This window comes from Pedobacter alluvionis (genome assembly GCF_003664035.1).
Taxonomy (GTDB): Bacteria; Bacteroidota; Bacteroidia; order Sphingobacteriales; family Sphingobacteriaceae; genus Pedobacter; species Pedobacter alluvionis.
This window is the reverse complement of sequence record NZ_RCCK01000018.1, coordinates 37133-50212: the sequence shown is the minus strand read 5'-3', so window position 1 is coordinate 50212 and position 13080 is coordinate 37133. Positions and strand designations below refer to the sequence as shown.

The following is a 13080-nucleotide window of genomic DNA, read 5'->3' as shown; positions in this document are numbered from 1 at the left end:
TCTTTTTCAGCGAATGCAGCCGCTTTCTGGCTTGCTTCGCCTCTTCAGCCGTTTCTCTGGCAACTTCTTCCGCATAGGCTTTTTCCAACGCCTCGTTTTCCAGCTTGATGGTGTTCTCTTCCATCGCCTTGGGATTACGGATGTAGGTCGTATCCGCCCAATGTCCCCATTTAGGGGCGATCTGCCTAATCGCACGAAACTTGATGTAGTTGGCCGCAAGAAGGTTGTTTTCGTGGTTCAGGTACAAAGCTGTTCCGACAGATGAGGCTGTAATTAGGAAACAGGCTGCAACACCAATGATGAGGTTTTTTGACCATGCCCCGAAATGGTGGTGATGTTCGTTTTTTACGGTGATTACCTTTGGCATGGTACCCACGAGGTCTTTGACCTTATCGATCTGTTGGCTGATTTTCTGATCGTCATAACGCTTGTTGGATTTTTCTATCTGCCCGGAGATGCTAGCTAAAGTCTCTTTATACTGTTCTAAAAACGACTTTAAAAATTCCGGCAGTTCGCTTTCTATGACTTCCATTCGCTTAACTAAGCCCAGAATAAGCTCTTCGGCCATGTTTACTTTTTCTTCTAATTCATCTTGTTCCATAACATTGAATTTTGTTGGTGGATAGTTTGTTTATTTATCTGGTTACTCCCTGAGATTGCTCTGCCTGATGTTTCTTTCGTTTCCTGCGGGCTATTTCTGCGTCTCCGACCGGGTCTGGTGCCGATGGCACAAACTCTGGGCTAAGCAGGATATTCAGCAGGTTTTCAACTACACCAGACGCATTCGGACTATGCCCATGCTCGGCATGAATGTCATGTCGGATGGTCTCTCTCGACTGCTGCGCCAGTGAGGGCTGATGTGCCTCCCTTGCTGCATGGTAAGCCTGTACCTGCTGGTTGCGGTTCAACTGTGCATTCATACGGGAAAAGCTTAAACTCCTATCAATAGCGGAACCCTTCATTTTCAGCCCGCCCTTTTCAAACGAAATGCCCTGCACTTCTTTGGTACCGCTTTTGAACTTATAGGCGATACCGATGCCCCGGAAGGTCAGCTTCGCTTCCAACTCTTTCCAGTTCGTGGACGTTTTCATAGCCGCCTTGATGGCATCGTAAAGTTCATACCTGATCTTTTCCTTGCCATTTAAAGCCTGCCTGTTGACCTGCTCTTTGCCCTTGCCCCAATGGTAACCGTATTTTAAGGTAAGCTCCCTGCAGGCTTTGATATTGCGTGCGTAATTATTCTTATCGGTGATCGTAGCCCCCTTGTTATCGACCCGGTTATAAACCACGTGCAAATGTGGGTGTAGTCTATCATGATGACGTACCACCATGTACTGCGTATCTCGGATACCCATCTTCTGCATATACTCTTTCGCATGTTCCAGCATGATCTTGTCGGTCAGTTTGGCCAAGTCTTCCTTGCTCCAACTTAAGACCAGATGCCCGACCGCCTTACCCAGTTCCGGCCTCATTTTGCGTTGCAGGTTAAAATCATTTGTTAACGTGGTGGCGTTCTGCATCCTTACACCCTCGGCAAAAAGGATCTTCGCTTCGGGCTTGTCCACGATGTAGCGGACACAGCCCCCGAAGCTTCTTCCTGTGATCGGTTTACCGATCATGGCTATTGATTTTGGTTAACAGTTCTTCGATCTGCCTGATCAGTGCCTGGCATTTTAAAGCCAGCGTAGGCAAGCCTTCCACATGGGCAAGGTGGGTCAACTGGTTAAGGTTATTGGCCATGCCTGATAGCATCCTGAACCATCCGCTTTCCTCCGGGGTAAAGCGGGGAAAAACTCTTGCACTCTTTGCCGCCTTGCGGAACCATTCACTAGGTTTCAGCCCCGCATTTTTTGCCCGTTGCCCGATCAGTTGTTTTTCCGTCGGGGTTAACCGGATCATCAGCAGGTCACTACGGCTAACCGTTTTTTTTGGTCTGCCGGGGACTCTTTTTTTCTTTATTTCGTTGTTGGCTGTCGCTGTTTTCATGCGCTGTGTTCCTTTCCAAAATCTTCAGTAGATCCTTTCTTTATTTCTTTTTTTAACCGACCAACGGGAGCGAGTCCGGGGCATCCCTTTAGGGTGAATCCGGGTTTTTGTATAGCAAAAACATTAACTCGCTCCCTACAAAGCGCATAAGTTTGACGTACTAAAAGCTTCGGCAAACCTTAGCGGTTTCCATGACCTTGATGGCTCCTGTAAGGAGCGTCAGTGCTCAATACTTCGCCGGGTTTTCCGGCTCCTTTTTTGGTCGGTTGACCCGGCTCAACCGGGTGGCCAATAGACCAGGCTGCCCCTGATCGGATGGTAAGATGGCTGGTAGCAGATGTACCCAAATGCATCTAATTCTTTGATGCATTTATGGTATGTGGCAACCGATACGATACGGCTGTATGCCATGAGCTTTTTACGTGTAACGGCAAAGGGACTGGCAAATCCGCTATGTTGCCAGCAGACAAAAAGTGCGGCAAACAGGCTGACATGGGTAGCCAGCATCCGGCTGTCTGCACCCATGCATCTCACTAGTTTGCTGTAGTCAGCCGTCTTGTTATGGATGCATGTTTCTGTCATTGGTTACCTCCCTCTAATAGCCTGGTAATGTCTTCCAGTTTGTAATACATCATGCCCCCAATCTTTGTAAATCGTAGCGTACCGTTAATGCGCAGGTTTTGCAGGGTTCCCGGTGAGATGTTAAGCAGCTTTCGCACTTCGGCGCTTTTCAGCCATTGCTTACTCTGCCTGTCTTCCGGTTTAATAAGCTGCCTGATCTCGGCAAGCATTTCGGTCTTTAGTTGTTTTAAATCTTCCTTAGTGATGATTTCCACGTGCATAATAATTCCCTCCTTAAATTAATCTGTAATGTCTTGTTGCATGATTTTAAGCACTTCGCTTTTTTTAAAATACACACGTCTGTGCAGGCGTAAAAAGGGCAGCCCCTTTTTCATCCAGTCCGTCAGGGTGACCAGCGATACGCCTAATTCGTCGGCTAGTTCCTGTTTGGACAATAGGCGTTCTTCCTGTTCCTGCCTGGAACTGCCGCCCGTTTTAAAATGCGTTTGTAATTCTGCCCTCAATGCATCCCGGATGCACTGGCTAAGGGCTTGTTCATTGATAATTTCCATAGCCTTTGTTTTGGGGACAAAAGAATGCTAATGGATTGTTTTTCTGGTACCATAGCGATCTGTATGGTAATTTGACGGGTAATAGGTTAAGCTATAAATAACTCAATATCAGAATGATACTGTTTATATCAGTATTATATTAAATAAAGTTTTATCTCCGTTTTCTTAGGCGTTTAATTTCAAAAAGTTTTTGATCTTCTGAAACATAACGTGCTCGGTTGCCCGGATTTTCTAAGTTCTGGTAGAAATAACCGCGAATCCCTTCGAAGTCGATCTCCTGGTCATCATTTCGGAAATACTTGCAGATCAGCTTAACCCAAACTATTGGAAAATCGGTAAACAAAAGCTCGTCTTTTTCTTCAACTTTGAGGGTTCGCAGTTTTACGCACAGGTCTATAAAAGCCAGCAGCCTGCCTTTGGGAATATTGATATATTGTTTGGTTTCCAGTTTATTTGCCTTTAACAGGTCGGCTTTTAGTTGTTTTACCTGTTGTTTGAGTTCATGGTTTTCCATTTCTAGCTGAGCAACTACAGCGAAATTAGATTTATGGAAATTCCACTGGTCAAGCGGAATGAGTACCTCGGTAAATATTTTAAGCCGCTTGATCTCCCGCTGGTTCCGAACATGGTTGCTATCGTAGACATCCTTACCCGTTAATACCTTTAATTGTCCTTCGATCAGTTCCCATAGGTGTTTAAAAAAGATCTCTTCGGTTCCATTGAGATGGCTGGTTAGGAAATAAGACAGATGATGGCGGTAAAATTCCTCCAGCCGATCTTCACTGATGGCAAAGACCCTTTTAAAAAAGTGTTTTAGGAATGTGGAGCGGTTCCAGCTTAAAGGGTTGCCGATATCTAGAGTATCATTACTGAAATCAAAACGGTCACGGGGCTTAAAATAGCTGATAATCATAAGCATTTAGTTGGAAGTGTATTTCCAAATTTAAACATTCTAAACCTTAAATAAATCACACTAAGCTTAATCAGGAGCACCGTGCATGATGGGGATATGTATTCAATTATTTTTGCTAAAAACAAAGAATAATGTCTTTAACAAATTAGCTTCTATTAATAAAATCTTCTTCTAAAATTGCGTAATGAAAATTATCTTTCCATTCTCCTTTTATTGGTAGGATTTTTCTTCGCATCCCTTCTTTCTGCATTCCAATTTTTTCCAGAACCTTGATGGATGCGATATTTTCGGTAGCTACGCCAGCTTCAATTCTATGAAGAGCTAATTCCTCAAAACCGAATTTTAAAATAGCTAGTGCAGCTTCCGTAACATATCCATTGCCCCAATATTTAGGATGTAATTTAAACCATAGTTCAGCATTCTTAAACTTACTTAAACTGTTACTAAGTCCAATTAATCCGAGTGGCTCTCGATTAACTAAAGACACACACAAACCATACTCCTCTCTAGGGTTATGATTTTGTTGATCTATATATTTTCTAAGATAATCTTCTGATTCAGCTATGGAATTTGGGATGTCAAGAGTAGCATATTTTTGAACTTCAGCAATAGAATGTATCAAATGAATGAAATTTAAATCATCGCAATTTAAGTCCCTAATTAATAAACGATCTGTTGATAAAGTTATAATTTCAGACATATTAACTAATTGATAAATATTCCAATTCTTTTAATAAATCATAGCAATTCACCAGTCTAACTTGTTTTACGCACAGGTTTATAAAAGCTAGCAGCCTGCTGGTAATGGTTTCATGTAATTGAATATTCGAGCACTCAATTTCTAAAATAGAGTCAATTTAACAATTAAAAATAACTTTCTGCAAGAGAAGCCTGTAAACCTTCTTGTTTCATTAACTGAAGAACCAAGGCATGAGAATAATCTACCTGCTCAATTTTTTCAGTTAAAGGGTCATGTGTGATAGACAGATTGAGATCGAAGTAGACGCTAGCTTTAAGTACTACTCCTAAGTGAGTGTTTGAGTCAAAAAGTTCCTCAAGACTAGGTGCCAAGGCTACTATATTTACAGATAGCCCATTAACATCTCTTTTTGGATCTGGTCGGAAGGCAATCCTGCTTAGCCGCATGCTGCCGTCTGGCATAATTTTCATCAAGTCATTTTGATCACGATTCGGTGGGGGAAGTTTCACCCTCCTTAATATATCATTATCAGGCAGCACTGTATATTTTTCAATTGGCATAGCTTTAACTTTGATTAACGAAATCATCCAGTAAATAAAGAGAGGATACTGATAACTCATGTTTTGTGACAGTGTTATCAGAGCCAGTATAGCGCCTAACCTCAATTGAAGTAGAATCAAGTATCTCTATATCAGCCTTAAGGTATTGTCCATCAAGTTCGATCTGTATACCATTGTCTTGATTAGAAAAAATATGGATTGCAACATCTCTTTCAATGAAACGTTTGACAGAAAGCCATTTTAAAATTTCCTTTGTAACGTAGAAAGTAGAGCCTGAGATATGATATTCTGAGTCCTCCTGACCAATTTCTTTTGATGCGAAGTAATCTATTTTTGACAACAGTTTAAAATATCTCACAGACACAATGCTCGATAGAGGTATAGACTTGGGTGTCTTGGTATAGGTTATTGCCGGAGGTGGTGTATCTGGGAATAACGTCCAGATATTTTTAAATTCTACGTCCGATTTTTTTTTTACAATTGTCGCCATATTTAAACCTGTGGAGTGTTTTCAAAATTATAATGCGCTAATTTGAGTATGATAGAAAGTACCAGAAAAGGTGATTCAATACCATATTCAACATTATCTACCAATCCGTGCGCTATCTTATTTCGGAGGTTCAGTCCCATCTTATCGCTCATTACGAATCTTATAAAAGTATAATTATCCTCTTCAAGATCGTCTTTTAAATCTCTTAATAGGTCATCAAAAAGCTTTTCCATAACTATATTCTGTTCTCTTTTGTCTGGACGCTGCTTAAACGTAACGATCCCTAACTTGAGACAAAATTCTCTTAGAAGATACTCAATCTTTAATGTTAATGAATCGGTGCTGAGTATGTAATCTGGCAGAACTTCTTCGCCATTCAGCCATTTTTCAGTCTCTAAAAATAGATTTCTGATACCTGGTTCTATTAATTTCAAGTGGCTTATTGGTATGTCCTGTCCACTGATACGCCGGGCTGAAGATTCACCTACCCAAGTTTTTGATAAAACCTCCAAGACCGCGTTTGCCGACAGCTTACCCGCCTTTATACTTTCGACGATTATCTGGATTAGTGTTTGCGAAGCAAGCTGAAAATGGTTGGAGTAATGTTGTAGAAAAGAAAACTCCTTTTTTTCATCTTCTAAAACATAGGACTCTATTGTGTTTCCAAACTTGTCCTGAACATATTTGGGAATCATTTCCATGAAAGGGGCTGTTCCTTCAAGTGCAACCGCCATACTCCTGATTGTTTGAACATCTGCAAGCATGGGTGTCTGCGTAATTACTGCAATAATATCAGCGGTTCCACCATCAGTTATAAGCCTATTAATGTTTCCGGTAATCCGTTCGGTGGCTTCATCTGGAATTGCCATCGATATTTCAGAAAGACTTGTTTCAGTGCGTTGCTTCTGATATTTTTGAGATAGTCGTTCATAGTCGGCATCACTTTTTATTTCTCGATAAATCCTTAATGCCTTATCGATAAATGTAACAGCGACATTATTATAATTTGGTGCGTTTTCGGCAAGCCTTTCATATTGATATGCAATTCTATTTTTCCAGTTATATCGCTCGTCCGTTATTTTATTAGCGAGGCGATCACTTTCACTGCATATAGGAATAATCTCCCATGGATCGTTAGCCGCGATAGCATCAATAACCTGCTCATTTTTGTCGAGAATTACTTTTAGATCCAAACCCATCTGTAGAATATCCTTTGACCGTTCGTTTATCAATCCTGTTGAGTCCACGATGAATCTCATAAGACCAAAATTGTTTATATTCCAGCTTAAATGTCTTGAATATATCTTATTTAACATCTTATCATAAACACTCGCAATAGTAATTTCCGCCCTTCTCCTGGCAGATGCGATATTCAGTAGCTGCTTTATTGAAGCAAAATATTTGAGCAGGTTATAATTTTTTTCTTGTGAGTCGGATAAATCCCAGAGGATATCACATCTTTCTTGCAACACCTCCAACAGCTCTAATAAATCTTCATTCCTTTTAAGCCGCTTGGAATAGAAAAGAAAAAGCCCAAATTCTGTTTTAAGATATTTGTTTTGGGTTGATTTGTAGCGTTTTTCTATATTAGAATAATCTTCCTCCCGGAAACTATTACTATCAGGCCACTGTATCGGAATTTGATTACCACCTTCATCAGTTCCTGTTCCTGTCATTTTTGGAGTCAAGCCTTCTTCTGCTGTTTTAACAAACATCAATGCCTCTCGCTCTCTGTTCAGGAGCACCGCCTGATCCAGATCCGTCTTTTCCATCTCTTCAATAATCCCAATATATTGGGAATTTATTTCGATTTCAGATTCATCTCTTAAAAAATCAACTTTTTCTAGACTTTTATAAAAATCAGATATGACGCTCATAAAGTTAAAGGTATCGATATTTTTGCAAATCTTCTTCTGTAATTTCTAACTAACTATTTTAAAACGGTGCTATCATTTATATTATTCCTTTAAAATAGCTAATCAATTTACTAATTTATTTAGTAAATTGCGTGCCGACATTTCTGCAATGATGAATTCAGCCAATAAATTAATAACTTCACGATCTGATGTTGATATGCCATTTTCGCATCATAATGTAAACAGAGAGGCTAAACACTTAAATACAATGAAGAATAAGGTAGGTGTAAACAATAACAGTATTGATTCCGCTGGAATAACCAAAGACTACATGGACGCTGTTTCAGAATTGGTCTGGAACGGTTTTGATGCAGGAGCTTCCAAAATCGACATCAAATTCAGCTCCAACGAGATAGACCATATTGATGAAATCAATATCGTTGATAACGGTACAGGCATTTGCCTTTCAGACTTAAGTGAGACATTTGGCTCTTTTTTAGACTCTGTAAAACGAGGCTCTTTCCAACGATCTTCCTATGTGCGGGGAAAAAAAGGTAAGGGTCGGTTTTCCTTTATTGCCTTTGCAGGTACAGCTGTTTGGTCTACCGTTTTTTTAGATCCTGATTCCGAAAAGTGCTTAGCCTATGACGTAACAGTACACGCTAATGATAAAGACCACTATAACGATGAGAATAAAAGAATAGCCGATACCGAAGAAACAGGCACGTGGCTAAAACTAACCAATCTCCACGGCGTGACGGCCTATTCTTTTCAATGTGATGATTTCATAAATTATTTAAAATATGAATTCGGCTGGTTTTTACTTCTCAATAGTAAGAAAGGATATACGCTGAGCATCAATGGAAGACCTTTGGAATATGATGACATATTGGGAGATCATGAAGTTTCCAACAGGATAATTGCTGATATTAAAGGCGTAGACCACAATTTCATTATTACTTACGTCAGATGGAATGAAAAAATCGGCGATAAGTTCTATTATTACTTTTTAAATGGAGAGAAAAAAGAGATTTTTAAGCAACTCACTTCATTTAATAACAATGCTATTAATTTCTTTCATAGTATTTATATTGAGTCAGACTTTTTTAACGATTTCACTTTTTCCGACAATGAGGATTCGGAGCCAATTTTTGGGCAAACACAGAACAGCCCGGTATTTAAAATACTAGTTAAGGAACTGCAGAGAATAATCAATTTAAAGCAGAAAGAATTTGTTCGAATTAATGCTGCCGATGAACTTATATCCCGGTATGAGAAAAATGGCGTTTTTCCAAAGTTTAAGAACAATAAATATGAACAGGAAAAGCGAAAAGACCTTGTAGAAGTTGTAAGGGAAATATATTGTATTCAACCCAAAATATTTAAGGGCTTAAACGAGACTCAGGAGAAAACAAGCATTGGGTTCATCAATCTTTTGTTGGACACAGATGAACGTGAGAATATATTGTCTATTCTTGAAGGTATTGTGAGTATATCAAGTGAAGAACGTGAAAACCTTTCCATCCTTCTTAAAAAAACGAGCTTTGGGCATATTACGAAAACTATAAATCTGATAGAGAGCAGGTTTAAGACAGTGGAGCTTTTAAAAACTCTAGTATTTGACCTCAAACATTTTTCTAACGAAAGGGATCATATTCAACATGCAATTGCCGATAATTATTGGCTTTTTGGCGAGCAATTTCATTTGGTAACCGCCAATGAAGGTTTTGAAAAACTTTTATCTAATTATTTATATCTGGTTGACGGTTTATCCAAACCGTCTAAATCCAAGCTAAAAGATGAAGAAAAAAACCGCAGGCCAGATCTATTTATGTGTCGGCAAAGAAGTATTCCTGATCCTAACAATCACGATGATGATATAGAGGAAAATATTATGGTAGAACTTAAACGCCCTAACGTAACAATTGGAAAGGATCAACTTAGGCAGATCGAAGATTATATGGACTTCATTACACGAGAAGATCAGTTCAATTCACAAACCAGAAAATGGAAATTTTTCGTAGTCAGCAACAAGGTTGACGAATATATCGAAAAGCAATATGATGAATTTAAGGATAAGGGTAAACGATACCTAGTAAAGTCATGGGGAAACCTAGAGGTTTTTGCAATGACATGGGATGATGTATTCAGAAGCTTTACTATTAAACATAAATACTTGCTGGATAAACTTGATTTCGATCAGAAAGCAATCCAAGAAGAACTAAACATTAAGGGGATTAAATTGGATGTTTCAGGCTCGCAAACCATTACTAATACTGTTAGGTTAAAAGCAGTACAAAACAATTGATATAGAAAATACCAAGACTAAATTTTTTAAGCCCAATTAATATCTAAATGGAACTTACAACGCCTCAAAAAGGGAAATGGAAAAGATTAAAAGCAGAAATAATTGAACGACCATTTATTGCTTATTCAATGGGGCTGAGCCCTAAAGATATAGAGCGCCTGTTTCTAGGCGGCTATCCAACGCTAAAAGAATTAGATGAATTACTTGCTAAAATGCTGGACGTGAGAGAAGCAAAGATTGAACGCCTAAGGCCGGTATTGACAAGAGTCGTGGGACATAGAGGATCTGCCCAGTTTGCAGCTAAAATTCATACAGACAGCATGAGCATTAAATATATTATTGACAAGAGATATAAGTCTGTTCCTTCTCATGACCTTATTTCTAGGATTGAAATTTATCTAAATTATCTATGCGATTTTGAATTATCCCTGGAATACCAAACAGAGGCCAAATTATTCTTTTCAGGCAAAATTGAAGAATTATCATTAAAAGCCAGTAAGGTTTCTGCGAGTATTAACACGCTGCCAGGATATTTGGAAAAAATTAAGGTCTTTGATAAAAAAAATACATCCCAGCATTACGGTGATAAATACGCCATTGGTAGCTTAACCTATCATTTAGACAAGGCCATTGAAGACTTACAGGAAATGAGGTTGGAAGTAGAAACTATCCTCGAAAATTTGATTGATGTGTAAGGTTTATCCATTAAACATTATGATAGTATTGCTCTCTTTAACAATCGCTACCTAAACTTAAATAACATTAATCTCATCTAAACCATTCTTAATATGTCTCCTAGAAAAAAGGTAACTAATCCAACAACACAATCTGAAAATGAAAACATCAGCTCAAATATTAATCCATTAGTATTTATTAGCCATGATACTAGAGATGCAGCACTGGCCGAAGAATTCAGCAATCTATTAAAAAGTGCAAGTGCTGGAGCACTAAAGTCATTCAGATCATCAGATAAAAAAGGAACTCAAGGAATAGAATATGGTATGGAATGGTATCCAGCAATTATGGATAAGATTGATGAGGCATCTGATGTTGTTTGCTTGTTGACCCAACACAGCGTGGACAGGCCTTGGATTCTATATGAAGCTGGTGTGGCAAAAGGTAAACTTGATAAAAAGGTGATTGGAATCGCACTAGGTATTCCTTTTAGTTCTGCCATAACTGGGCCATTTGCCCTATTTCAGAACAACAGTGGTGATTCAGAATCCATTACCAAGCTCGTACTTGAACTGGTCATGAAGGTTCCAGGATTAGATCCTGACAAAAGCCTAGTAAGGCTACTAGTAGATAAATTTGTCGAAAAGGTTAAGGAGATCACAGAAAAAAAGACAGAGGATGGAGGCGAAATTGAAAAAGCCGAAAGTGTAGATGAAAATTCTGTAGCCAAATTATTTGAAGAGGTTAAGATTATGTTTGATAGCCTCCCTTCGAGAATTGAAAATAGAATTGATCCCGATATGCGTAGAAAGAGAAGAAAATCACATCCTATGATGCTGGAAGAAATGCTTCACTTTGGATTTGAAGATGAAGAGCCGTCTATCGGATTTTTGATGTTGGTCAGTCTGTACAAAGATGATTTTCCCTGGTTTTATGAAATAGGTGTTGATACCTACCGAGGTTTAAAAGTGGTTAAAAGTAATGCTGAGCGTGAAAAAATCATCCGCACCTTTGAACGTGCAACTGAAATGCTTTCTCATCCAATAATGAGAGAGTTCCATGGAGAATCGAAAGATAACTATTTCCTTTTCAAGGAAACAAGGCATATGTTCCATCGTTATTTGGAACGCTTTTATACAGATAAGAGATCAGAGAAATAAGAATTCATAAACGTAATAAGAGTAAAAAAAATGTTGTGGGTTATGACAGAATTGAATATAGAAGATACTTTGATTTGCATTTTTTAGTATAAAATGCTATATTTATGCATAGCATTTGCAGCTATTTTCTATTAAATAAAAGGTGCGTTATTCGGGGAGTTCGAATTTCAAAGCCACTCTAAAATATTGCAAACGTTTATTTTTACACTAGGTGTAAATCCCAGCGGGATCACAAGAAACCTCACAGAAATGTGAGGTTTTTTTGTTTTATCCCCCTCTGGGATTCGAACAGAAGCGCCGGCCTGGGTTCGATTTGTAAAAGGCTCAGGGCCGGGTTCGGGGTTTTGCGGGGCTGAGCCAATCCCAGCGGGATCACACCAAAGACTATCAAAATGTATAAAACCCTGCAATCGCACGATTAGCAGGGTTTTTGCTTTTAGGAAATTGCCAAAAATCGCACGAATTCACAAAAATTGGTGAGTAATTCGGTGAGTAAGGCAAAACGGTTAAAATTGACTCACCGAATTGTACATAATCATTTATTGTACAGGTTGTTACAAACTGAACATCTTGTGTAGATTTAGTTGCCAAGCTATTTTTGTTTCACCTTTAATCGTTAGATTATGAGGACCAATTTTAGCCTGCTTTTCTATTTGAAAAAGCAAAAGAACTATGTAAGTGGAAATGTGCCGATCTACATGAGGATTACCGTAGAGGGAAATCGTGTAGAGATGGCCACCAATCGGGATTGCGACCCCAAACGATGGAACGCCAAGGGCGGCAGAGCCATCGGCTCAAAAGAAGAGATCAAGGTGTTGAACACCCATCTTGACCAATTGCAGAATGCAGTGTATTATGCCCATCAACGTGTTTTCGATATGGGGTTGCCTATTACTGCCGATGCCATCAAATCAAGTTATCTAGGTACGCTTATTAATTCAAATACCCTATTGGAAGCGGTTGCCGATCATAATTTAAAGATGGAACAGCTTGTAGGTAAAGATTATGTACGTGGCACATTGAACCGTTATAAAGTTTTGGAAAGACACCTTAAAGTTTTTATCCCTTTGAAATATGGTGTAGCCGATATGGACATTAGAACTATCGACCAGGCATTTCTGAACGGATTTGACCATTACCTAAGGTCTGACAAGAACTGCGCAAACAATTATGTTGTAAAAAACATTAAGAACCTCGGGAAAATCCTTCGCATCTGTATGGAGAACGAATGGATAGACAAATCGCCATTTACAGCTTATAAGGCAAAACAAAGAATGTTGATCGCTTTTATCTGAACAA

15 protein-coding genes are annotated in these 13080 nt (G+C 39.0%); 4 read left to right on the top strand and 11 right to left on the bottom strand.

All coding sequences use genetic code 11. From position 1 onward, the window contains the following. The 11 genes from BCL90_RS25370 to BCL90_RS25315 all read right to left on the bottom strand — a co-directional run. Positions 1 to 601: hypothetical protein (locus BCL90_RS25370; RefSeq protein ID WP_147438331.1), on the bottom strand; the 601-nt coding region annotated here is incomplete at its 3' end. 34 nt (positions 602 to 635) lie between these two features. Next, positions 636 to 1619 (bottom strand): relaxase/mobilization nuclease domain-containing protein, encoded by a 984-nt coding sequence (locus tag BCL90_RS25365; RefSeq protein WP_121288104.1) that lies wholly within the window; start codon positions 1617 to 1619, stop codon positions 636 to 638. Next, on the bottom strand, positions 1609 to 1986 hold the full coding sequence (locus tag BCL90_RS25360; protein ID WP_121288103.1) for a plasmid mobilization protein: 378 nt from the start codon (positions 1984 to 1986) through the stop codon (positions 1609 to 1611). Before BCL90_RS25360 ends, BCL90_RS25365 begins: the two co-directional genes overlap by 11 nt. 179 nt (positions 1987 to 2165) lie before the next feature. Next, entirely contained in the window at positions 2166 to 2339 is a 174-nt protein-coding gene (locus BCL90_RS25880) for a hypothetical protein (RefSeq protein WP_166792206.1), read from the bottom strand. 225 nt (positions 2340 to 2564) lie between these two features. After that, positions 2565 to 2828, bottom strand: a complete 264-nt coding sequence (locus tag BCL90_RS25345) for a helix-turn-helix domain-containing protein (protein ID WP_090496438.1) — start codon at positions 2826 to 2828, stop codon at positions 2565 to 2567. 18 nt (positions 2829 to 2846) lie between these two features. Continuing rightward, on the bottom strand, positions 2847 to 3119 hold the full coding sequence (locus tag BCL90_RS25340) for a helix-turn-helix domain-containing protein (protein WP_121288100.1): 273 nt from the start codon (positions 3117 to 3119) through the stop codon (positions 2847 to 2849). Between the two features lie 151 nt (positions 3120 to 3270). Then, positions 3271 to 4032, bottom strand: coding sequence for a hypothetical protein (locus tag BCL90_RS25335; RefSeq protein ID WP_134380633.1), 762 nt, complete (start codon positions 4030 to 4032; stop codon positions 3271 to 3273). Between the two features lie 145 nt (positions 4033 to 4177). Further along, positions 4178 to 4732, bottom strand: coding sequence for a GNAT family N-acetyltransferase (locus tag BCL90_RS25330; protein ID WP_121288098.1), 555 nt, complete (start codon positions 4730 to 4732; stop codon positions 4178 to 4180). Between the two features lie 164 nt (positions 4733 to 4896). Next, positions 4897 to 5292, bottom strand: coding sequence for a hypothetical protein (locus tag BCL90_RS25325; RefSeq protein ID WP_134380630.1), 396 nt, complete (start codon positions 5290 to 5292; stop codon positions 4897 to 4899). Positions 5293 to 5296: 4 nt separating this feature from the next. Further along, on the bottom strand, positions 5297 to 5782 hold the full coding sequence (locus BCL90_RS25320) for a hypothetical protein (RefSeq protein ID WP_121288096.1): 486 nt from the start codon (positions 5780 to 5782) through the stop codon (positions 5297 to 5299). A 2-nt stretch (positions 5783 to 5784) separates the two neighbouring features. Beyond that, positions 5785 to 7659, bottom strand: coding sequence for a DUF4209 domain-containing protein (locus BCL90_RS25315; protein ID WP_121288095.1), 1875 nt, complete (start codon positions 7657 to 7659; stop codon positions 5785 to 5787). A 247-nt stretch (positions 7660 to 7906) separates the two neighbouring features. Here BCL90_RS25315 and BCL90_RS25310 point away from each other — a divergent pair, with 247 nt between their 5' ends. The 4 genes from BCL90_RS25310 to BCL90_RS26165 all read left to right on the top strand — a co-directional run bounded on the left by BCL90_RS25310 (position 7907) and on the right by BCL90_RS26165 (position 13076). After that, a complete protein-coding gene (locus tag BCL90_RS25310; protein ID WP_121288107.1) occupies positions 7907 to 9946 on the top strand; it encodes an ATP-binding protein in 2040 nt (679 codons plus the stop codon). A 47-nt stretch (positions 9947 to 9993) separates the two neighbouring features. After that, entirely contained in the window at positions 9994 to 10641 is a 648-nt protein-coding gene (locus tag BCL90_RS25305) for a hypothetical protein (RefSeq protein ID WP_121288094.1), read from the top strand. Between the two features lie 93 nt (positions 10642 to 10734). Then, entirely contained in the window at positions 10735 to 11781 is a 1047-nt protein-coding gene (locus BCL90_RS25300; RefSeq protein ID WP_121288093.1) for a toll/interleukin-1 receptor domain-containing protein, read from the top strand. Between the two features lie 623 nt (positions 11782 to 12404). Next, the gene (locus BCL90_RS26165) at positions 12405 to 13076 is read left to right on the top strand and encodes a phage integrase SAM-like domain and Arm DNA-binding domain-containing protein (protein ID WP_317126846.1); all 672 of its coding nucleotides are present in this window, start codon (positions 12405 to 12407) and stop codon (positions 13074 to 13076) included. Positions 13077 to 13080 lie beyond the last annotated feature (4 nt).

What these genes read in the sequence shown, in the direction of transcription:
- BCL90_RS25330 (WP_121288098.1), bottom strand. Translation starts at nt 4,732, where the DNA reads ATGTCTGAAATTATAACTTTATCAACAGATCGTTTATTAATTAGGGAC.
- BCL90_RS25360 (WP_121288103.1), bottom strand. Translation starts at nt 1,986, where the DNA reads ATGAAAACAGCGACAGCCAACAACGAAATAAAGAAAAAAAGAGTCCCC.
- BCL90_RS25880 (WP_166792206.1), bottom strand. Translation starts at nt 2,339, where the DNA reads ATGCATTTGGGTACATCTGCTACCAGCCATCTTACCATCCGATCAGGG.
- BCL90_RS25320 (WP_121288096.1), bottom strand. Translation starts at nt 5,782, where the DNA reads ATGGCGACAATTGTAAAAAAAAAATCGGACGTAGAATTTAAAAATATC.
- BCL90_RS26165 (WP_317126846.1), top strand. Translation starts at nt 12,405, where the DNA reads ATGAGGACCAATTTTAGCCTGCTTTTCTATTTGAAAAAGCAAAAGAAC.
- BCL90_RS25335 (WP_134380633.1), bottom strand. Translation starts at nt 4,032, where the DNA reads ATGATTATCAGCTATTTTAAGCCCCGTGACCGTTTTGATTTCAGTAAT.
- BCL90_RS25310 (WP_121288107.1), top strand. Translation starts at nt 7,907, where the DNA reads ATGAAGAATAAGGTAGGTGTAAACAATAACAGTATTGATTCCGCTGGA.
- BCL90_RS25340 (WP_121288100.1), bottom strand. Translation starts at nt 3,119, where the DNA reads ATGGAAATTATCAATGAACAAGCCCTTAGCCAGTGCATCCGGGATGCA.
- BCL90_RS25315 (WP_121288095.1), bottom strand. Translation starts at nt 7,659, where the DNA reads ATGAGCGTCATATCTGATTTTTATAAAAGTCTAGAAAAAGTTGATTTT.
- BCL90_RS25325 (WP_134380630.1), bottom strand. Translation starts at nt 5,292, where the DNA reads ATGCCAATTGAAAAATATACAGTGCTGCCTGATAATGATATATTAAGG.
- BCL90_RS25300 (WP_121288093.1), top strand. Translation starts at nt 10,735, where the DNA reads ATGTCTCCTAGAAAAAAGGTAACTAATCCAACAACACAATCTGAAAAT.
- BCL90_RS25365 (WP_121288104.1), bottom strand. Translation starts at nt 1,619, where the DNA reads ATGATCGGTAAACCGATCACAGGAAGAAGCTTCGGGGGCTGTGTCCGC.
- BCL90_RS25305 (WP_121288094.1), top strand. Translation starts at nt 9,994, where the DNA reads ATGGAACTTACAACGCCTCAAAAAGGGAAATGGAAAAGATTAAAAGCA.
- BCL90_RS25345 (WP_090496438.1), bottom strand. Translation starts at nt 2,828, where the DNA reads ATGCACGTGGAAATCATCACTAAGGAAGATTTAAAACAACTAAAGACC.